Here is a 17,774-nt window from a genome sequence, read left to right as displayed (position 1 = left end):
ATAGTAAGTCTGCACGTCGGTATCTCAAGCAAAGCCAACCGTGGCACCCGAACGAAGCGCCGCTGGCTGGGGCAGATTGTGCCATCAAAAGCAACAGGGCCGATCCGGGTCAACTCCTTTCGCGGGGTTGGCGCAGCGTCCACAGCGCCGCCAGCATCGCCAAGCCGGCGATCAAGATGACCGCGACGAGCATTTCCACGAAGCCGAAATTGAGGGCATCGCGCGATACGAACAGCGCTGTGATCGGCGCCGCGGCCATGAGAATGACGCGCAGGATCCAGGCCATCAACGCTCGCCTCCGGCTCAGCCCGCTGCCTTGATATCCTCGGGCGATTCCATGTAGAAGCCCGAATAGGTATCGATGAAACAGAGGTGATCGTGAACCGCCTTGACGCCGGGGATATTCTCCGCCGCGACGATCGTCGCCTGACGCACGCGATCGTCGAAAATGATGCCATGAAGGTGGACAATTCCGTTGCGCACCGCGACCTGAAATCCGGCAGGGCGCCAGTCCGTTGCATAAACCGCGCGGGTGATGCGATCGCGGATATGATCGTCGTCCGCGGTCGGATCCGGGATTTCACGCACCAGGCTGGCGACGGCCTGCAGCAGATTCGAACGCGTGACGATGCCGACCAGGGTTTTGCCGTTCATCACGGGCAGGCGTTTGATGCCGTTCCTTTCCATTAATCGCACCAGCTCGTCCAGCGGGGTCTGTTCGCCGACGGTGATGACGTCCCGTGTCATGACGTCCTCGACCTTGCGCCCGCGCTCATGAACGAAATCGGCCGCCGATCCGCCGGCGCCCGTGAAGAATCGCAGCCAGGCCGACCGTTTGCGTCCGGTGCCGATTTCGCCGCGGCGTAGGAAGTCGCTTTCCGAGACCATGCCGATCAGCGCGCCGTGCTCATCCACGACCGGCAAGCCGCTGAGGTGACACCGGAGCATGATATTGGCCGCGTCCAGGATCGACGCGTGAGGGGCTACGGTAATGACGTCTTTCGTCATGATCTGGTGGGCGCGCATGCGATTTCTCCGCCGGTTTGGAATGGTGCAACATAGGCCCGCCGGCACACGCGGTTGTTGACCTGGCTCAAATGCCGGCCGCCGATCGGAAAGCGTCACTCGAGCGACTTCAGAAACAGAAGAAAGTCGTTGATCTGGTCCGCTTCAAATCGAAAAACCGGCATGCTGGGGTGACCGGTGACGATGCCCTCGGCCAGGGCTTCCTGCAGCGACTCGACCGGATAGCGCTGGTGCAGCGTTCGAAACGGCGGAGCGATCACGAGCGGGCTCGGACTGACCTTGTCGATGGCGTGGCATTTCGCGCAGTAGAGACCGGCAAGCCGGCGTCCCTGTTCGACGTTCGCTGCGCTCGCCGGCAGGGCCGGCGCCGAAGCGACGAACAGGATGAGCGCGGCGGAACGGATGGTCTTCGCAAGGCGCATTTCGTCGCGTCCTTTCGGCTGGCGGAATCACAGGCGGGGTGCAGCAGGAACGGGGGTCAATGAGACATCAATGTCGGCACCGTCATGGCTTGAAGCATGCCGCGCGTAACGCCGCCCAAGATGCGCTCCTGGAAGCGCGAGTGCCCGTAGCCACCCATCACGATCAGATCGAGACCATCGTCAGCGGCGATCGACAGAATGGTCGGCTGTATCTCGCTGCGGTCGGCGCTCAGCCGTTCGGTGCGCGCTGGCAGGCCCCGTCGCGCCAGATGCGCCGCCAGCGCCGTTGCCGAGGCATCTTCCGGCGCCTCGTCGCCGTTGACGCTGATGATGGTGATGGATTTTGCGTGGTTGAGGAACGGCGCCGCGTCACGAAGCGCGCGCGCGGCCAGCCGGCTTCCATCCCAGGCGATCCCGATGCGCTTCGGCACCAGCGGGCCCTTGTGGGTGTAGGGGACGAAGAGAACCGGGCCACCGGATTGAAAGAGGATTTCGGTCGGCATGATATCGTCAAAAGTGTCGCGTCCCGGCTCGGGCTGCTGCACGATCGTCAGATCGTGGAGGCGCGCCGACGCGCCCACCATAGCTGCCGCATCGACGGGAAGGCCCGCGATGGCCCGCAGGTTGTAGGCGATGCCTGCGTTGCGCGCCTCCGCTTCAAATACGGCAAGCGCGGCATTGGCCCGCGCCATTGCGCTTTCATGTTCGACCTCGAAAGCTGTCGCCACCGCGGCGCCGCCGGCTTCGACGGCCAGCCCCATGTTTACGGTTTCATAACCGCACGAAATCGCATCGAGATGGGCGGATCGAGACGCGGCCAGCGAGATCGCGCCGTCAACGACCGGACGGATCATCCGTTCGGATGGAATGTGAACGAGAAGGTTCTTCAGCATGGCCGTTCTCCGCCCTTTCGACATCGGCGGCCGCCCGGCCGCGTTTTGTATCAAAGGCCCAAAAGCGGTCCCGCGGTTTGATCCATCTCAAGCTGGGCCAGCCGGCCGGCGCGACGCGGCCATTGCGAGATGCTTGGCGGCTTCAGCCGCTATCAGGTAACCAATGGTCACGCCCACAATCGTCGTTGCCACCGGCCAGCTCAGCTCGGTGAACCCAAGCCACGCCCGAAATGGTCCGAGCGCGATGAAAATGGCAGCCGCCAGAGCGCCGAGCGAGGTCGCGGTGAGTACCGCGTGGGGGCGCGAGGCCTTCCAGGGCATGCGCGACGAGCGGATCAGGAAGATCACCAGGATTTGGGTCGTGATCGATTCCAGAAACCAGCCGGTCTGGAACACGGTCTCGCTTGCATGGAATCCTCTCAGGAGCACCAGAAAGGTCACGGCATCGAACAGCGACGACACTGCGCCCATGATGATCGTAAAGCGCAAAATCCCCGTCATGTTCCAGGTTTGCGGCGACACGACGTCTTCGCGGTCCACATCGTCGAAGGGAATTCCGACCTCGGACAGGTCGTACAGGAGATTGTTGAGCAGGATCTGCAGGGGCAGAAGCGGCAGGAACGGCAGGACAACGGAGGCGAGCGCCATCGAGAGCATGTTGCCGAAGTTCGAACTGGTGCCCATCCTGACATATTTGAGGATGTTCGCGAGCGTACGCCGGCCCTCGCGCACGCCGGCCGCCAGAACATTGAGGCTGGGGGCCAGCAGGATCATGTCGGCCGCGGCGCGGGCGACTTCGGTCGCGCCCGCCACCGAAAGACCGACATGCGCGGCGTGGATCGCAGGCGCGTCGTTGACGCCGTCGCCCAGAAATCCGACGACATGGCCGCGATGGCGCAAGGCTTCGATAATTCGCTTTTTCTGCTCGGGATCGACGCGGGCGAACAGATTGGTATGACCGACCTGGGCGGCCAGCGCCCTGGCCGTCAGCGCCGCGATTTCGGTCCCGGTGAGCAGGCGATCGGTCGATATGCCGACCGCGCCGGCCACGTGCCGCACCACGCTCGCCTGATCGCCGGAAATGATCTTCAGACCGATACCGAGCGCGGCGAGTTCCGATACCGCCTTGCTGGCATCCGACTTCACGGGATCGGCAAACACACAGAATCCGAGCAGCGTGAGGTTGGATTCATCAGCACGCGTCAGGGGTCCGTCCGGCGCTAGCGCCTTGATGGCGACCGCCAGCAACCGGCTGCCGGCACCGCCGTATTTTTCCTGAAGGGTTTCGAGGCGGGAACGCCAGGCGTCGTTGAGCGGATGCGCCAGCCCGTCGATCTCGACCGCCACGGCGCGGGCGAGCACCGCTTCCGGCGCGCCCTTGGTAATCAGCACGGCTTCGCCGCTGAGTGTGGCCGATACCGAGAGGCAGCGACGGCTGAAATCGAAGGCGATCTCGTCCTTCCGCATCCACTGGCCGGTGTCCGCCCCGGCCAGTAAAATAGCCTCATCGATCGGGCCGCGCATGCCTGATTGAAGCCGACTGTTGACGCTTGCATATTCGAGAACCCGATCGCTTGGGCGATCTTCGCCGTCGATCGATCCGGTGAGCATGATCCTGGCTTCGGTGAGGGTGCCGGTCTTGTCGACGCAAAGCACGTCCATTGCGCCGACATCGTGGATCGCCGAAAGCCGCTTGACGATCACCTGCCGCACCGCCATCCGCTGCGCGCCGCGCGCGAGCGTGACCGTCATCACCATCGGAAGCAACTCGGGCGTAAGGCCGACCGCCAGCGCGACGGCGAACAGGAACGATTGCAGGGGCGGGCGGGAAGCGGCCAGATGGGCCAGCAACACGAACAGCGTCAGGAACAGCGTCAGCCGGACGATCAAGAGCCCGAGCCGGCGTACCTCCCGCTCGAGCGCCGATGGCGGCGCATTCGTCGCAAGTGCCGCGGCAATCGCGCCGAACCGCGTCCGGACAGCCGTTTCGACCACCAGCATCGTGCCGTGGCCGGCGACGACGGAAGTGCCCGCGAACAGGGCATTGCGCGCCTCCGCCGGCACCGTCGCGATGCTCGGTTCGGTGTTCTTGTTGACCGGGAACGGCTCGCCGGTCATGAGCGATTCGTCGACCTGAAGCGCATATCCATCCAGCACGACGCCATCGGCCGGGATCAGATCGCCGATGCGCAGCTCCACGATGTCGCCCGGCACCACCGCGCTGATCGGCACCGTGCGAGCCTGTCCGTCGCGCAATACGTCGGCATGAATGGCGACCGACTGGCGCAACGCGCTTGCAGCCTGCTCGGCGCGATGTTCCTGGACAATATCCAGCGTAAGCGAAAGCGATATCACGGCGAGGATGATGACCAGGCTGCCGTAATCGCCGCTCATGCCTGAAACCGCAGCCGCGACGATCAGGATGGCGACAAGGGGATTTGAAAGCCGCGCCACCAGCTTGGAAAAAAGCGGCCCGCCCTGGGCCGCCTCGAACAGATTCGGACCGAAGCGTTCGATCCGGGCTGCGGCCTCGCTTTGGGTCAAGCCGGTTCGTCGGGCGTCAAGCGCGGACAGAAGTGTGGCCGACGGGACCCTCCAGAAGGCGTAGTGATGCGCCGGGCCTTCGGCGCCAGCAGGAACGGCCGGCATGGCAGTCTCCTTCGATGGATGGACAAATGGCAAGCCGCGGTCGAAGCCCTTCGCATGCGGTTACGCCTTTTCCTTTGACCAAGCGCAAGGTCGGCGGTCGCCGACCCTGCAAGAATGTGGGCCTGACCAGAGGTGACTTATGACGCCGAATGTTCCGATGAACCGTATCGAAGAGTCTGTTGCCGCGCCCGTCCGGGAGCCGCGCGCGGTGTTGAAACCGGCGGATGGAGAATCTGCCGCACCGGATCCTGGGCGGCTTCCGCGCCGGTCGGCAGAAACGGCTCCTACCGCCACGACACTTGATCGCGCCTTGCACGCGGTCGCCGCCCGGTTCACGGGCGGGCTTTCGCCTGCGGCCCTATCGCTCGCTTTCGCCGACTGGTTGCTGCATCTCGCGGCGTCTCCGGGCAAGCAACTGGCGCTCGCGGCCGATGCGCTGCAGACCTCGTCACGCTTGATGCAGCAGGCGGCTCAGCCGCTCACGCAGTATCAGCCATGGTCGCTGACCTCGCCCTTGTCAGGCGATCACCGGTTTTCTTCGCCAGACTGGCAGCTGCCGGCGTTCAATCTGACGGCGCAGGCATTCCTCCTCGGCCAGCACTGGTGGCAGACGGCTACCGAGGTGCGCGGCGTCTCCCACGCCAACGCTGCGATTACGGCCTTCACCCTGCGGCAGTTGCTCGATACCGTCGCGCCGACCAATTTTCCGTTCGTCAATCCGGAAGTGATCCGGAAAGCATTCGAGACGGGCGGCGTCAACTTTGTCGAAGGCTTTCACAACTGGCTGAGGGATTGCCGGACGCTCTCGACCCAGGACAGCGTGGACGGCAGCGATGATTTCGTCGTCGGAAGGAACGTAGCGACCGCAAAGGGAAAGGTCGTCTTTCGCAACCGGCTGATCGAACTGATCCAGTACGCGCCCACGACTTCGACGGTACGGCCCGAGCCGGTACTGATCGTTCCGGCCTGGATCATGAAATATTACATTCTTGATCTTTCGCCGCAGAATTCTCTGGTTAACTATCTGACTTCACAAGGTTTTACGGTTTTTATGATTTCGTGGCTGAACCCAACCGCGGATGACCGTGACCTGTCGATCGAAGATTATCGTGAACTCGGCGTCGAGGCTGCGTTGTCCGCGGTGCAAAGCATCGTTCCGGGGCGCGACATCCATGCCGCGGGCTACTGCCTCGGCGGTACGCTTCTGGCGATCGCTGCCGCGGCCATGTCGCCGGAACGCCGCGCTGGCCTTCGCACGCTGACGCTGCTGGCTGCGCAGACGGATTTTACCGAAGCGGGCGAACTGACGCTCTTTATCAACGAGAGCCAGGTCACCTTCATGGAGGATATGATGTGGGAACGCGGGGTGCTTGGCACCCAGCAAATGGCCGGTGCGTTCCGGATGCTGCGCTCGAACGACCTGATCTGGTCGCGCGTGGTGCGCGATTATCTGCTGGGTGAGCGTGCGCCGTTGAGCGACCTGATGGCCTGGAATGCCGACGCCACACGGATGCCGTTCCGGATGCATGCGGACTATTTGCACAAGCTGTTTCTCCATAACGATCTCGCCGAGGGGCGTTATCTCGCCAATGGCAGGCCGATCGCGCTGTCCGATCTGCATGCGCCGATGTTCGTGGTGGGCACTGAGCGCGATCATGTCGCGCCCTGGCGTTCGGCGCACAAGATTCACTTTCTGGCCGACGCCGAGGTGACTTTCGTGCTGGCGAGCGGCGGGCACAATGCCGGGATCGTCGCGCCGCCGACAGAGGGCGGGCATCACTACAAGATCATGGGCAAGAAGGCCGATGGACCCTATGTCGGGCCGGAGGACTGGGCGCGGATGGCGACGGCGGTGGAAGGCTCGTGGTGGCCCGCCTGGGTGCAATTCCTTGCCGAACGATCCGGCCCGCCGATGGCGCCGCCCGCGTTAGCAGAAGCGGGGAGCGACGGCGCGCCGCTGGCTGACGCGCCGGGAAGCTATGTTCGTCAACGCTAGAGCATGATCCGGAAAAGTGAGAATCGGTTTTCCGGAAAGATCATGCTCAAACAAAGAGACGAGATCATGATCTGATTCAATCTAATCGGATCATGATCTAGTCGCGAACTGCGCCGGCGTGCATCAGGCAAGCCGGCGGAGAGCTTTGGTGGCTTCGCGCAGCAGTTTTTTCTTTCGCCGCCGATCCGAACGACGGTCGGGATGACGCCGCGCGTATATCCGCCGAAAGCGCCTGATATCGCGGAGATCGCCAAGCGCATTCTGCACGCGCGCCGCGGCCTTCCGGGCGCTGGCCTGCCCGCCGCTTTCCGGCACGCCGAGCCTCTTCAAAGCCTCGCTCATGTATCGAAAGCGCTTGGCCTCGATCCGCAGCCGGTGGCGCTGCTTCTCATTGGAGAGCCTGTCGGCCTTCTGGCTGAGACGCTTCTTCCAGCGCGCCAGCCGACGCCTTCCGTGGTCCGCGAGCGGCCGCATCCGCCGGTGGCGGGCGGCGGCGGCTGGTTCCGTCACCCACGGCCCGGCTTCGATCCAGCGCGCGAGCGCTGCGGCAAACCGGTGATAGCGTTCTGAGCGAAGCGCCCGGGTCAGCCGGCGATGGCTGTCTGTCACATGTCGACTGACAATTTTGCGCGTAGCTGGCGCCGATCGGATCGGCATGGCTTCGGACTGGCCGGCCGCCACATCGCTGTCCCGCGCCGCGCCCAGCGCCGCATTGAGCCAGCGTAGTTCCCGTTTCAGCCCCGGCCAGCTGGCATCCCACGTCATGGCCGCGAAGAATTTTCGCGCCGAACGCAGTTTTGTCACCGCGATGCGCATGCGGTGGATCGCCTCGGCGTCGCCCCGGCGGGCGGCCGCCTCCCGATGCCGAAGCTCGGCCAGGCATTCCCGCGCGATCTGCTGGAAGGCTCCCTGGCAATCGAGCACGGTCTCCAGCCGGCGTGGGTTACGGGCGGTCATGTGTCCGCCGCGTTGATCGTGGGCAGGTAGGGCATGCAGCGTGCCAGCGTCTCGGCCGGTGTCCCGTTGGCGTCGATACGCGGCCAATCGAGATCGCCCTCGGTCATGGCTTCCTGCACCACCGCCACCGCCGCGGTCGCATCGGAAGCATCGGAAGCATCCTTGCGTCGTGCTTCGATGCGCGCGAGCCGCGTCGGGCGGTCGGCCTCCAGAAAGAGCCCGATGTGCCGGACCGCCGCCGGGGGCGTCGCGGCGAAGGCTGCGCGTTCCGTACCTCGCAGGAACGCCGAATCGAGCACGACCGAGCAGCCCTGTTCGGCGGTGTGGCGGGCGTGGTCCATCAACGCCTGGTACACCAGCCCGGTGACCGCCGGCTCATAGGCCGAAGGCGGCAGGTGCGTCGTCTCGGCAACGCCGAAGCGCGCCTTGCGGATCACGTCGGAGCGGAGGATGAGGGCGCCAGGTGGTGGCCCGAGCAGCGGCGCGATCGCCCGGCTGGCGACGCTCTTGCCGGTGCCCGACAATCCGCCCACCGCTACCATGCAGGGCGGTTCGGGATCGATCAGGCGAACCGCGAGGTCGAAATAGCGCTTCGCCTCGTTCCACGCCGATGTATCGTCCTCGCTCTGCTCGCTCTTCGTGAACAGCACATGGGCGCGGATGGCCGCACGCATGGAAAGGAACAGCGGCAGCAGCGCGAGCGCGTTGCGGTTGGCCTCGTTCGCCATACCGAAATAGCGATTGAACAGGGCATTTGCCGCCGCGGCCTGCCCGAACCGGAACAAATCCATCAGCGGGAACGCAAGATCATAGAGGATGTCGGTCGTGGCGATGACCGGATCGAATTCGATGGCATCGAACAGCACCGGCTTGTCGTCAATCAGCACGATGTTGCCAAGATGAAGATCGCCATGGCAGTGCCGCACCCAGCCCGCGTCGGCGCGCGCCGCGAGCAGCGAGGCCTGGGCGCCGTGCGCGGCATGGCTCAGGGCGTCGAGCCGGTCGACGGCGTCGCCCGACAATCCCCTGGCGCTGCGAAACCTTGCGGTATTGCGGTCGATGATTTCTGCGATCGAATTCAGCCACGAGATGCCCTGCGCCGGCGCCGCTTTGTGGTGGGCGTCGTCAATCGCATCCGCCAGCGAGGCTGCGAGGGTCGGCGGTATTTCCGCGGCAGCGGCGATGCGGTCCAGGCTGCGGGTCTCGTCAAATCGCGCCATCTCGACCGCCCACTCGACCGGGATGCCCGTGCCATCGATGGCGAGGCCAGCCTTGCCATGCGTAATGGGGACCACACGGCGGTAGAGCCGAGGCGCAAAGGGAATATTGACCTTGAGCTCCTCTTCGCAGGCGCGCCTGCGTTTGTCCGGGGTCGAGTAGTCCAGAAACGGCAGCCGCACCGCGCGCTTGATCTTGAGCACGCGTTCCTTCCCCAGAAAGACGATCGAGGCGTGGGTGTCGATCCGCTGCGCGCCGGGCTCGGCATCGGCGAGAAAGCGAAGCACGGCACTCTGGTCGGTCTCGCGCGATGACGACGTGCGGTCATGGTTCATGGTTGCAGCACCGCGGCGCCGACCAGTGCGCCGCTCCGGAGCGCGGCAAGCGCCGCATTGGCTTCGCGAAGCGGATAGATCGTGGTGTGCGTCCGGATCCCGACCGCGGGCGCGATGGCGAGAAATGCCTCGCCGTCGGCGCGCGTCAGATTGGCGACCGAGATGATTTGGCGTTCCTGCCACAGCAGACGATAGGGGAAAGCAGGAATATCTGACATGTGTATGCCGGCGCAGACCACGCGCCCGCCTTTGCGGACCGCGCGTAACGCGGTCGGAACCAGTGCGCCGACGGGCGCGAACAGGATGGCTGCATCGAGCGGCTCCGGCGGGAGATCTTCCGAAGCACCGGCCCAGGCGGCGCCCAGCGAAAGCGCGAACTGCTGGGCGGCCGTGTCTCCGGTTCGTGTAAACGCGTAGACAATGCGCTCCTGCCAGCGCGCGACCTGCGCCACGATATGCGCCGCGGCGCCGAAGCCGTATAATCCGAGATGTTGCGCCTCACCCGTCATGGTCAGCGAGCGCCAGCCGATCAGGCCCGCGCAAAGAAGCGGCGCGAGCGCCGTGTCCTCGCCGGTCTCGCCGAGCGGAAAACAGTAGCGCGGGTTGGCCACCAGATGCGAGGCAAATCCGCCGTCGCGCGTGTAGCCGGTAAAGACCGGGGCATCGCAAAGATTTTCGCGATCCTCACGGCAATAGCGACAGGCGCCGCAGGTCGCGCCAAGCCATGGGACTCCCACCCGTTCGCCGAGGCGCAATGACGTCACGCCCGGTCCCAGCGCATCGACCCGTCCGACGACCTCGTGACCCGGCACGATCGGATAGGGGATGTCAGGCAATTCGCCGTCGCTGACATGAAGATCGGTGCGACAAACGCCGCAGGCACCGATGCGGATACCAACCATGCCCGGGCCAGGCTTGGTATCGGGCCGCTCACACAAAACGAGCGGCGCACCGGGTGCCTCCGCGACCATGGCCTGCATTCTCGAGCTTCCTTCGGCAACTCAAAATCATATCGACGTGAACAGAACTTCCGTTTGATTTCCCTCAAGGAAGCAGATCCCGGGAGCGCCTAGGCGTCTACGGTCGATCAGGCCCAACCACAGGAGGCACTCCCATGACCAAGCAATCCATCATTCCCGTCGGCACCGAGCGCGCCGTGGCGCGTCGCGAGGCCAATCCTTTTTCCTTCCTGCAGCAGGAGATCGACCGGCTGTTCGAAGGTTTCTCCCGAGGTTTCCCGGCCTTCACGGCGCCCGCAGCGATCCCGAGCATGGATATCAGCGAAACCGACAAGGTGATCGAGATCGCGGCGGAACTGCCCGGCCTCGAGAAAAAAGACGTCGTTCTCAATATCGCCGATAATGTGTTGACCATTCGCGGCGAGAAAAAGAGCGAACGCGAAGAGAAGGAAAAGAATTATCATCTCGTCGAGCGCAGCTTCGGCTCGTTTTCGCGCACGGTCGAGCTGCCAACCGGGGTCAAGCCCGAGGATATCAGCGCAGAAATCGCCAACGGCGTTTTGAAGGTGACGGTGCAAAAGCCGGCGCCCAGGCAATCGAAGCAGATCGACATCAAGACCGCGGCCTGAATCAACTTAAGCGTGATCCGCGCGGCACGGCTCACGCCCCGCCATAACCGGGAAGATGGTCGATGCCCGAGGCTCCCGTGCTCGGCATGATTGAACAAGCATACAGGAGATTGCTATGACAGAGCTGGCTGAACAGGGCGCCGCGACCAACGGATATCTCACCGATGACGCTGCCTCGCAAATGACCAAGGCGAACAAATACGCGCTGTACTATTTGGCCGATGCCCGGAATGTATGGCTGGACGAAATGCTGTTCGCGGGAAACGAGGTGCTTGACCGCGCGATAACCGAGACGAAACTGTTCAATGAGTTTCTTTCGAAGATGGCGGGCGCGCATTCCGTCAAGGATCTCGGCGCGATGTATCAGGAGTGCGCCCGGCACCAGCTGGATTTCATTCGCAGGGACACGGAACGGCTGATGAAGCACAGCGAGCGGGTGATCGACAACACCTCGAAGCTGGTCGAATCCTGGCGGCAAAACTGATGCTCTGCTCTGCTCCGCCCGATCGTTTCGGGCGGAGCAGCAGCACGTCGGTGGACGGTCGCATGAAATGTTCGCGCGGTCTTTGATCCGGCTCAATTCCCGGACCTGATGGATCATCGAGACCACCCGTCGAGGCAATCGCGCAGATGTCGACTTATCGTCTCAGGAATTTGCTTTCGCCGCGTTCGGCTGCCTTGGTGGGAGCGAGTCCACGGCGGGGCTCTGTGGGTCGGGCTATCCTCGGCAATATCCTCAAGGCCAAATTCAAGGGGGAGTTTGCACTGGTCAATCCGCGTCACGCGGAAATCGGCGGCGTCGCGACAACTGGTAGTCTTGCGAAATTGCCCTTTGCGCCCGAACTCGTCATCATCACCGCGCCGGCGGCAACGGTTCCAGGCCTGATCGATGAGGCAGGAAAAAAGGGGGCGGCCGGCGCCGTCATTGTCACGGCCGGTCTCGGCCATGGCGCAGGTTCGCTGGCGGAAGCCGTCGAAGCTGCCGCACGAAAATATGGAATGCGGCTGATAGGGCCGAATTGCCTCGGCGTCATGATGCCGGCCGCCAATCTCAATGCGAGTTTCTCGGCGCACATGCCGGTCGCGGGAAACCTGGCGCTGATCTCGCAATCGGGCGCCATCGCCGCCGGCATGGTGGATTGGGCGGCGCCGCGCCGCGTCGGCTTTGCCGGCATCGTCTCCATCGGCGACCAGCTCGACGTCGATATCGCCGACCTGCTCGACTATTTCGCGCTGGATGACAAGACGCGGGCCATTCTGCTCTATGTCGAAGCGATCAAGGACGCCCGCAAGTTCATGTCGGCGGCGCGCGCCGCGGCGCGGATCAAGCCGGTGGTTGCGGTCAAGTCCGGCCGCATGGCGCAGGGCGCCAAGGCCGCCGCGACCCACACCGGCGCGCTCGCGGGTTCCGATGCAGTATACGATGCCGCGTTCCGTCGTGCCGGCATATTGCGGGTGTCCGATCTTCGCGAGCTGTTCGATTGCGCCGAGACACTGGGCCGTGTGGCACCGCCGCCGGGGAAGCGGCTGGCGATCCTGACCAATGGCGGCGGCATTGGCGTGCTCGCGGTCGACCGGGTGGTCGAGCTGGGAGGGATTGCCGCGGCCATCTCGGCGGCGGCGCGCGAGAAGCTTGACGCGGTACTGCCGCCGACATGGTCGGGCTCCAATCCCGTCGATATCATCGGCGATGCCGACGAAACGCGTTATCAAGCGGCGCTGGAGGTGCTGTTGGCCGACGCCAGCAACGATGCGATCCTGGTGATGAACGTGCAGACCGCGATTGCGCCAGCCGACGTGATCGCCGCTACGGTCACCGAAGTGGTGCTGAAATACCGGCAGCAGCACCTGAATTCGGCCAAGCCAGTGCTGGCGGTGTGGGTCGGGGCGGACCCAAGAATCGGCGATTTGCTGAGCGGTGCCGGGATTCCCAATTACCCGACCGAAGACGATGCGGTGCGCGGCTTCATGCACCTGGTGCGGCACCGCGAGGTGGTGGAGACGCTGGCGCAGGTGCCGCCCGCGATGCCGAGCACGTTCGCGCCTGATGTCGACGCCGCCCGACAGATCGTCGCCGCGGCGATGGCGGACGGTCGGGAGTGGCTCGATCCGCTCGAAATCAAGCGGCTGCTCGATGCCTACGACATCGCCGTCGTGCCGACCTTCGCAGCTGTGGACGCGGAGCAGGCTGTCGCGCATGCTTCGGCCCTGTTCGCGCAGGGCATGACGGTGGTGCTGAAGATCATGTCGCGCGACATCGTCCACAAATCCGACGTCCGCGGCGTCGTTCTCAATCTGACGAGCGCGGCTGCCGTGCGGACCGCGACGGCGGAAATTCTGGCGCGCGCCAAGAAGCTGCGCCCGGAAGCGCGGATAGCCGGAGTCATCGTCCAGGCCATGATCGTGCGCCCGAAGGCGCGCGAACTCATCCTGGGCCTCGCCGACGATCCGACCTTTGGCACCGTGATCGCGTTCGGCCACGGCGGCACGGCGGTCGAGATCATCAACGACAAGGCGCTGGCGCTGCCGCCGCTCGATCTGCGACTGGCCCGTGACATGATCGAGTGCACCCGCGTCTCGCGGCTATTGCGAGCGTATCGGGACGTGCCCGCGGTCAAGCAGGATGCGGTGGCGATGGTTCTGGTCAAGCTGGCGCAGATGGCGGCCGACATCCCCGAGATACGCGAACTCGACGTCAATCCCCTGCTGGCGGATGAGGCCGGCGTTCTGGCGGTCGACGCGCGCGTTGCCGTCCGGCGGGTAGCCCGAAAATTCGGCGGCTCAGGCCCGGCCAACTTCGCGGTGCGGCCTTATCCGTCGCAGTGGCAGCGGCATCTGCAGATCAAGGATGGCTGGCGGGTCTTTGCGCGCCCGATTCGCCCCGAGGATGAGCCGCTGATTCATGAATTCCTGCGGCACGTCACCCGCGAGGATCTGCGGCTGCGGTTCTTCGCGCCGATGAAGCAATTTACCCACGAATTCATCGCTCGGCTGACCCAGCTCGACTATGCCCGCGCCATGGCCTTCGTCGCATTCGACGAGACCACCAATGCGATGGTCGGCGTGGTCCGGATCCACTCGGATTCGATCTATGAGAACGGCGAATACGCCATCCTGCTCCGGTCCGATCTGAAGGGCAGGGGGCTGGGCTGGGCGCTGATGCAACTGATCATCGAATATGCCAGATCAGAGGGACTGAAAGCCATCTCGGGCGACGTGCTGCGGGAAAACACCGTGATGCTGCAGATGTGCCGGGATCTGGGCTTCGAGGTGAAGGCCGATCCCGCTGAACATGACGTCTGCAACGTGAAACTCGCGCTTTGAGCCCCTAAAGGTGCGATACCGACACCACGCGATAGGTGTGCATCTTGCCGCCTTCGTTGATCGAGACGTATTCGCCGGGAACAAAGCGTTCATCCGCGAAATGAAATCCGACCGCGTCGGGCAGGCTGGCGTCGCTGTCGTAGTGGAACGCCCAGCTGCCATCGGGACGATGCAGGAGATGGCCCCGGGCGTCGTCGTGATCGGGGCGCAAACGGGTGATCCGGCAGGCTTCGCGATGCTCCCGCCAGAGTTTTGGATCGATCCGGTCCTCGGTGTCGAGTGGCGCCACGATGATATAGGCGGTGGCGGCGTCGCCCTCGGGATGGCCGGGCTCACGCGCGAGCTCGATGCGTATCTGCCTGAACTGAGGCGGCAGCGATGTATTGAGGATCGGTTTGGACGGTGATGACGACATCCGGTCGCTCCTTGTTGGTTCGGTGGAGAGCTCGTGCCGCGCGGCCGCGGTTATTTTGGCTGGGCCGCGTGCGTGGCGGCGGCGGGCTTCCGGAGACTCTTGATGACGATCGTAATCAGCGGCACCAGCAAAGGCAGGATTCCATTCAACGGGTGGTGGATGACGCCGGTGACCTGCGACTGCATCGCGCGCGCCTCGAGCTGCAGCGCCTCGATCGAGGAGCCGTGAATTTCGGTGGCGAGATCGAGCTCGCGCCCCTTCGGCGGCCTCGCCGCGACCATGAACAGGATCGCCGCGATGACAAAATTGACTCCGCCGAGGATGGCGGCCGCGGCAATGGCGTTCACGATCTGAACCAGCGCGAAATAGGCCGACAGCTCCAGCATCAACAGGCCGAAAGCCGCGATCAGCGCCGCAAAGGCCCTGAGGCCAAAGCCAACCAGCAAATGGCGCATCCGGATATCGGCGATGATGCGGTCGGTGCGCCACAGCACGCGCAGATGCCTGACGATGTTTTCGGTATTCACCCTAATGCCTCCTCAAAAGCAGGCCGACCACGACGCCAATCGCGAACGCCGATGCCAGCGAGGCGACCGGGCGGGCCGATATCAGCTCCTCGAGGTTCTCCTCCTGCTCGCTCAAGGTGTTGCCGAGCTCATTCATTGCGGCTTTGACCTGATCGGCGAGCGCTTCGGCGCGCTCCCGGGAAGTGTCAAAAAGGCTCTCACCCGGCGTGCTCAGCAGCCGAGCGACCTCGCCCTTGAGTGCCCGCAGTTCATCGCCCAGTCCGCTCGAATCAAACATTGGACCACATCCTCGTTGCATAATTGGCCAAATCCTACGCAAGCCCTCCGGACCGCACTTGATTTGCGTCAACAGGCCAGGCGGGGCCGTCGCCTTGCTATTGAGCCAAGTCAACCGCAAACATCCGGACTGGCTTAAGAACCGCGTTGCGACTGAATGAGGAAATTGGAAATTGGCGATCCCACCTCTGTTAGCGGCTGAACCCGTCGGCGACGTGCTCGAGTTGCGTCCAGCCGGCTCCTGGACCGCAGCCAGCGTGACCACCCTGGAGGCACTGTCCGCGGCAATTGCGCCCCAGCTCGACCGGTCGGCGGCGGTCCGGGTCGACATGGCCGGCGTGCGCGAACTCGACACGGTCGGCGCCTGGCTGATCGAGAAAATGACCCGGCGTGCGCAATCGGCCGGTCACCGCGCCGAGATGGTCGGCGTGGCAGACGACTACGCCGGGCTGATCGAGGAGGTCCGTCAGGTCAACCGGCACAATCCCGTTCCGGCGCCGGCCCCCAACCCGGTGCTGGTCAAGGTGAGCGATGTCGGCCGTTCCGCATTCGGCGCGACCGAGGACGTGGCCGTCTTCCTGCAGATGCTGGGCGCGCTGTTCCTTGCCCTTGTCGGCGTGCTGCGCCGGCCGCGATCGTTGCGCCTGACGTCGCTGGTCTACCAGCTCTACAGGGTCGGCTGGCAGGGGATACCGATCATGGTGCTGATCACGTTCCTGATCGGGGCGATCATCGCGCAACAGGGCTTTTTTCATTTCCGCAAATTCGGCGCCGATTCCTACGTTGTCGACATGGTCGGCATTCTGGTGCTGCGGGAACTCGGCGTGTTGATCGTCGCGATCATGGTTGCCGGCCGCTCTGGCAGCGCCTACACCGCCGAACTCGGTTCGATGAAGATGCGGGAGGAGATCGACGCGCTCTCGACCATGGGTCTTGACCCCGTCGAGGTGCTGATCCTGCCCCGCGTTCTTGCGTTGATCTGCGCACTGCCCATCCTGAGCTTCATCGGGTCGATGGCGGCGCTGTATGGCGGCGGCCTGGTGGCCTGGTTCTATGGTGGCATGGGGCCGGCGATCTTCATTGAGCGGCTGCATGATGCCGTATCGGTAACCAGCTTCAAGGTCGGCATTATCAAGGCGCCGTTCATGGCGCTCGCGATCGGCATTGTCGCCAGCAGCGAAGGTTTGCGGGTCAAGGGAAGCGCGGAATCGCTCGGCAAGCAGACCACGACGTCGGTCGTCAAGTCGATCTTCCTGGTGATCGTGCTCGACGGGCTGTTCGCAGTGTTCTTTGCCTCGATCGGAATGTGACGATGCCGGGAGGAACTCCGCAGCTCGCCATCCGTGTCAGCGACCTTGTCGTCGGTTTCGGCAGGCAGATCGTGATCGACCATCTGGCGCTGGAGGTCCGAAAAGGCGAAATTCTCGGCCTGGTCGGCGCGTCCGGCGGCGGCAAGTCGGTGTTGATGCGAACCATCATCGGGCTGATTCCGCGGCGAAGCGGGACGATCGAGGTAATGGGCACGGCGATCGGCGATACCCGTAGTCGGAGCGCGCAAAGCGCCGCCGGCAAATGGGGCATCCTGTTCCAGCAGGGGGCGCTGTTTTCGTCGCTGACGGTGCGGCAGAACATCCAGTTTCCGTTGCGCGAAAATCTGGTGCTGTCGCAGGCGCTGATGGATGAGATCGCCACCGCGAAGCTGGAAATGGTCGGGCTGATGCCGGAGGACGGCGACAAGTTTCCGTCCGAATTGTCCGGCGGCATGACCAAGCGCGTGGCGCTGGCGCGGGCGCTCGCGCTCGACCCCACGATCGTGTTCCTCGATGAACCGACCTCGGGACTGGATCCGATAGCGGCCGGCGATTTCGACGTCCTGATCAAGACCCTGCAAAGGACGCTGGGGCTGACCGTGTTCATGGTGACCCATGACCTTGCCAGCCTGAATACCGTCTGCGATCGCGTCGCGGCGCTGGCGGACGGCAAGATCGTCGCGATCGGACCGATGCGTGACCTGCTTCAATCCGAGCATCCCTGGGTGCGGGCCTATTTTCACGGCAAGCGCTCCCTGATGCTGCAGCCAAAAGCGAGTTAAGAGATGGAAACACGCGCTCCCTTCGTTGTTGTCGGCGCCTTCGTCCTGGCGGCGAT

Annotated in this window: 17 protein-coding genes; 6 read left to right on the top strand and 11 right to left on the bottom strand. The window is 64.0% G+C overall.

What is annotated here, in order from left to right; all coding sequences use genetic code 11:
* Positions 1-109: 109 nt before the first annotated feature.
* The 5 genes from WCE35_RS06360 to mgtA all read right to left on the bottom strand — a co-directional run bounded on the left by WCE35_RS06360 (position 110) and on the right by mgtA (position 4,990).
* Positions 110-286, bottom strand: a complete 177-nt coding sequence (locus WCE35_RS06360; protein ID WP_424592497.1) for a hypothetical protein — start codon at positions 284-286, stop codon at positions 110-112.
* 17 nt (positions 287-303) lie between these two features.
* The gene (locus WCE35_RS06355) at positions 304-1,026 is read right to left on the bottom strand and encodes a CBS domain-containing protein (RefSeq protein WP_424592496.1); all 723 of its coding nucleotides are present in this window, start codon (positions 1,024-1,026) and stop codon (positions 304-306) included.
* Positions 1,027-1,121: 95 nt separating this feature from the next.
* On the bottom strand, positions 1,122-1,448 hold the full coding sequence (locus tag WCE35_RS06350; protein ID WP_424592495.1) for a c-type cytochrome: 327 nt from the start codon (positions 1,446-1,448) through the stop codon (positions 1,122-1,124).
* A 56-nt stretch (positions 1,449-1,504) separates the two neighbouring features.
* Positions 1,505-2,341: a universal stress protein gene (locus WCE35_RS06345; protein WP_424592494.1), complete on the bottom strand. Its 837-nt coding sequence runs from the start codon at positions 2,339-2,341 to the stop codon at positions 1,505-1,507.
* Between the two features lie 87 nt (positions 2,342-2,428).
* A complete protein-coding gene (gene mgtA / locus WCE35_RS06340; RefSeq protein ID WP_424592493.1) occupies positions 2,429-4,990 on the bottom strand; it encodes a magnesium-translocating P-type ATPase in 2,562 nt (853 codons plus the stop codon).
* A gap of 157 nt (positions 4,991-5,147) precedes the next feature.
* Here mgtA and WCE35_RS06335 point away from each other — a divergent pair, with 157 nt between their 5' ends.
* On the top strand, positions 5,148-6,986 hold the full coding sequence (locus WCE35_RS06335) for a PHA/PHB synthase family protein (RefSeq protein ID WP_424592492.1): 1,839 nt from the start codon (positions 5,148-5,150) through the stop codon (positions 6,984-6,986).
* 123 nt (positions 6,987-7,109) lie between these two features.
* On the opposite strand, the gene WCE35_RS06330 is transcribed toward WCE35_RS06335, so the two are convergent.
* Genes WCE35_RS06330 through WCE35_RS06320 form a run of 3 tightly spaced genes read right to left on the bottom strand, consistent with a single transcriptional unit; the run spans position 7,110 to position 10,476 of the window.
* Positions 7,110-7,943 carry a CHAD domain-containing protein gene (locus WCE35_RS06330; RefSeq protein ID WP_424592491.1) on the bottom strand — a complete coding sequence of 278 codons (834 nt, stop codon included), beginning with the start codon at positions 7,941-7,943 and terminating at the stop codon, positions 7,110-7,112.
* Complete coding sequence (locus WCE35_RS06325) at positions 7,940-9,496, bottom strand: AAA family ATPase (RefSeq protein ID WP_424592490.1); 1,557 nt, start codon at positions 9,494-9,496, stop codon at positions 7,940-7,942. The genes WCE35_RS06330 and WCE35_RS06325 overlap by 4 nt, the downstream gene beginning before the upstream one ends.
* On the bottom strand, positions 9,493-10,476 hold the full coding sequence (locus tag WCE35_RS06320) for a zinc-dependent alcohol dehydrogenase family protein (protein WP_424592489.1): 984 nt from the start codon (positions 10,474-10,476) through the stop codon (positions 9,493-9,495). The genes WCE35_RS06325 and WCE35_RS06320 overlap by 4 nt, the downstream gene beginning before the upstream one ends.
* A gap of 134 nt (positions 10,477-10,610) precedes the next feature.
* Here WCE35_RS06320 and WCE35_RS06315 point away from each other — a divergent pair, with 134 nt between their 5' ends.
* From WCE35_RS06315 to WCE35_RS06305, 3 genes are all read left to right on the top strand, one after another.
* Positions 10,611-11,084 (top strand): Hsp20/alpha crystallin family protein, encoded by a 474-nt coding sequence (locus WCE35_RS06315; protein WP_424592488.1) that lies wholly within the window; start codon positions 10,611-10,613, stop codon positions 11,082-11,084.
* Positions 11,085-11,199: 115 nt separating this feature from the next.
* Positions 11,200-11,568 (top strand): hypothetical protein, encoded by a 369-nt coding sequence (locus WCE35_RS06310; protein ID WP_424592487.1) that lies wholly within the window; start codon positions 11,200-11,202, stop codon positions 11,566-11,568.
* 146 nt (positions 11,569-11,714) lie between these two features.
* Positions 11,715-14,408: a GNAT family N-acetyltransferase gene (locus WCE35_RS06305; protein WP_424592486.1), complete on the top strand. Its 2,694-nt coding sequence runs from the start codon at positions 11,715-11,717 to the stop codon at positions 14,406-14,408.
* A gap of 4 nt (positions 14,409-14,412) precedes the next feature.
* Here the strand turns inward: WCE35_RS06305 and WCE35_RS06300 are convergent, their stop codons facing one another.
* Genes WCE35_RS06300 through WCE35_RS06290 form a run of 3 tightly spaced genes read right to left on the bottom strand, consistent with a single transcriptional unit; the run spans position 14,413 to position 15,627 of the window.
* Positions 14,413-14,823 carry a hypothetical protein gene (locus WCE35_RS06300; protein ID WP_424592485.1) on the bottom strand — a complete coding sequence of 137 codons (411 nt, stop codon included), beginning with the start codon at positions 14,821-14,823 and terminating at the stop codon, positions 14,413-14,415.
* 50 nt (positions 14,824-14,873) lie between these two features.
* Positions 14,874-15,350 carry a phage holin family protein gene (locus WCE35_RS06295; protein WP_424592484.1) on the bottom strand — a complete coding sequence of 159 codons (477 nt, stop codon included), beginning with the start codon at positions 15,348-15,350 and terminating at the stop codon, positions 14,874-14,876.
* A 1-nt stretch (position 15,351) separates the two neighbouring features.
* Positions 15,352-15,627, bottom strand: coding sequence for a DUF883 family protein (locus WCE35_RS06290; RefSeq protein WP_424592483.1), 276 nt, complete (start codon positions 15,625-15,627; stop codon positions 15,352-15,354).
* A 172-nt stretch (positions 15,628-15,799) separates the two neighbouring features.
* Between WCE35_RS06290 and WCE35_RS06285 the strand changes: the two genes are divergently transcribed.
* Together WCE35_RS06285 and WCE35_RS06280 are read left to right on the top strand one after the other, a co-directional pair.
* Entirely contained in the window at positions 15,800-16,936 is a 1,137-nt protein-coding gene (locus tag WCE35_RS06285; protein WP_424592482.1) for an ABC transporter permease, read from the top strand.
* Positions 16,937-16,938: 2 nt separating this feature from the next.
* Positions 16,939-17,718: an ABC transporter ATP-binding protein gene (locus WCE35_RS06280; RefSeq protein WP_424592481.1), complete on the top strand. Its 780-nt coding sequence runs from the start codon at positions 16,939-16,941 to the stop codon at positions 17,716-17,718.
* Positions 17,719-17,774: the final 56 nt, after the last annotated feature.

The sequence above is a fragment of the Bradyrhizobium sp. genome (assembly GCF_049691595.1).
Lineage (GTDB): Bacteria > Pseudomonadota > Alphaproteobacteria > Rhizobiales > Xanthobacteraceae > Bradyrhizobium.
This window is presented reverse-complemented; position numbering and strand designations above follow the sequence as displayed.

Bases quoted from the DNA above. Each gene is read 5' to 3' on its own strand.
- WCE35_RS06360 (WP_424592497.1), bottom strand. From the start codon at position 286: ATGGCCTGGATCCTGCGCGTCATTCTCATGGCCGCGGCGCCGATCACA.
- WCE35_RS06355 (WP_424592496.1), bottom strand. From the start codon at position 1,026: ATGCGCGCCCACCAGATCATGACGAAAGACGTCATTACCGTAGCCCCT.
- WCE35_RS06350 (WP_424592495.1), bottom strand. From the start codon at position 1,448: ATGCGCCTTGCGAAGACCATCCGTTCCGCCGCGCTCATCCTGTTCGTC.
- WCE35_RS06345 (WP_424592494.1), bottom strand. From the start codon at position 2,341: ATGCTGAAGAACCTTCTCGTTCACATTCCATCCGAACGGATGATCCGT.
- mgtA (WP_424592493.1), bottom strand. From the start codon at position 4,990: ATGCCGGCCGTTCCTGCTGGCGCCGAAGGCCCGGCGCATCACTACGCC.
- WCE35_RS06335 (WP_424592492.1), top strand. From the start codon at position 5,148: ATGAACCGTATCGAAGAGTCTGTTGCCGCGCCCGTCCGGGAGCCGCGC.
- WCE35_RS06330 (WP_424592491.1), bottom strand. From the start codon at position 7,943: ATGACCGCCCGTAACCCACGCCGGCTGGAGACCGTGCTCGATTGCCAG.
- WCE35_RS06325 (WP_424592490.1), bottom strand. From the start codon at position 9,496: ATGAACCATGACCGCACGTCGTCATCGCGCGAGACCGACCAGAGTGCC.
- WCE35_RS06320 (WP_424592489.1), bottom strand. From the start codon at position 10,476: ATGCAGGCCATGGTCGCGGAGGCACCCGGTGCGCCGCTCGTTTTGTGT.
- WCE35_RS06315 (WP_424592488.1), top strand. From the start codon at position 10,611: ATGACCAAGCAATCCATCATTCCCGTCGGCACCGAGCGCGCCGTGGCG.
- WCE35_RS06310 (WP_424592487.1), top strand. From the start codon at position 11,200: ATGACAGAGCTGGCTGAACAGGGCGCCGCGACCAACGGATATCTCACC.
- WCE35_RS06305 (WP_424592486.1), top strand. From the start codon at position 11,715: ATGTCGACTTATCGTCTCAGGAATTTGCTTTCGCCGCGTTCGGCTGCC.
- WCE35_RS06300 (WP_424592485.1), bottom strand. From the start codon at position 14,823: ATGTCGTCATCACCGTCCAAACCGATCCTCAATACATCGCTGCCGCCT.
- WCE35_RS06290 (WP_424592483.1), bottom strand. From the start codon at position 15,627: ATGTTTGATTCGAGCGGACTGGGCGATGAACTGCGGGCACTCAAGGGC.
- WCE35_RS06280 (WP_424592481.1), top strand. From the start codon at position 16,939: ATGCCGGGAGGAACTCCGCAGCTCGCCATCCGTGTCAGCGACCTTGTC.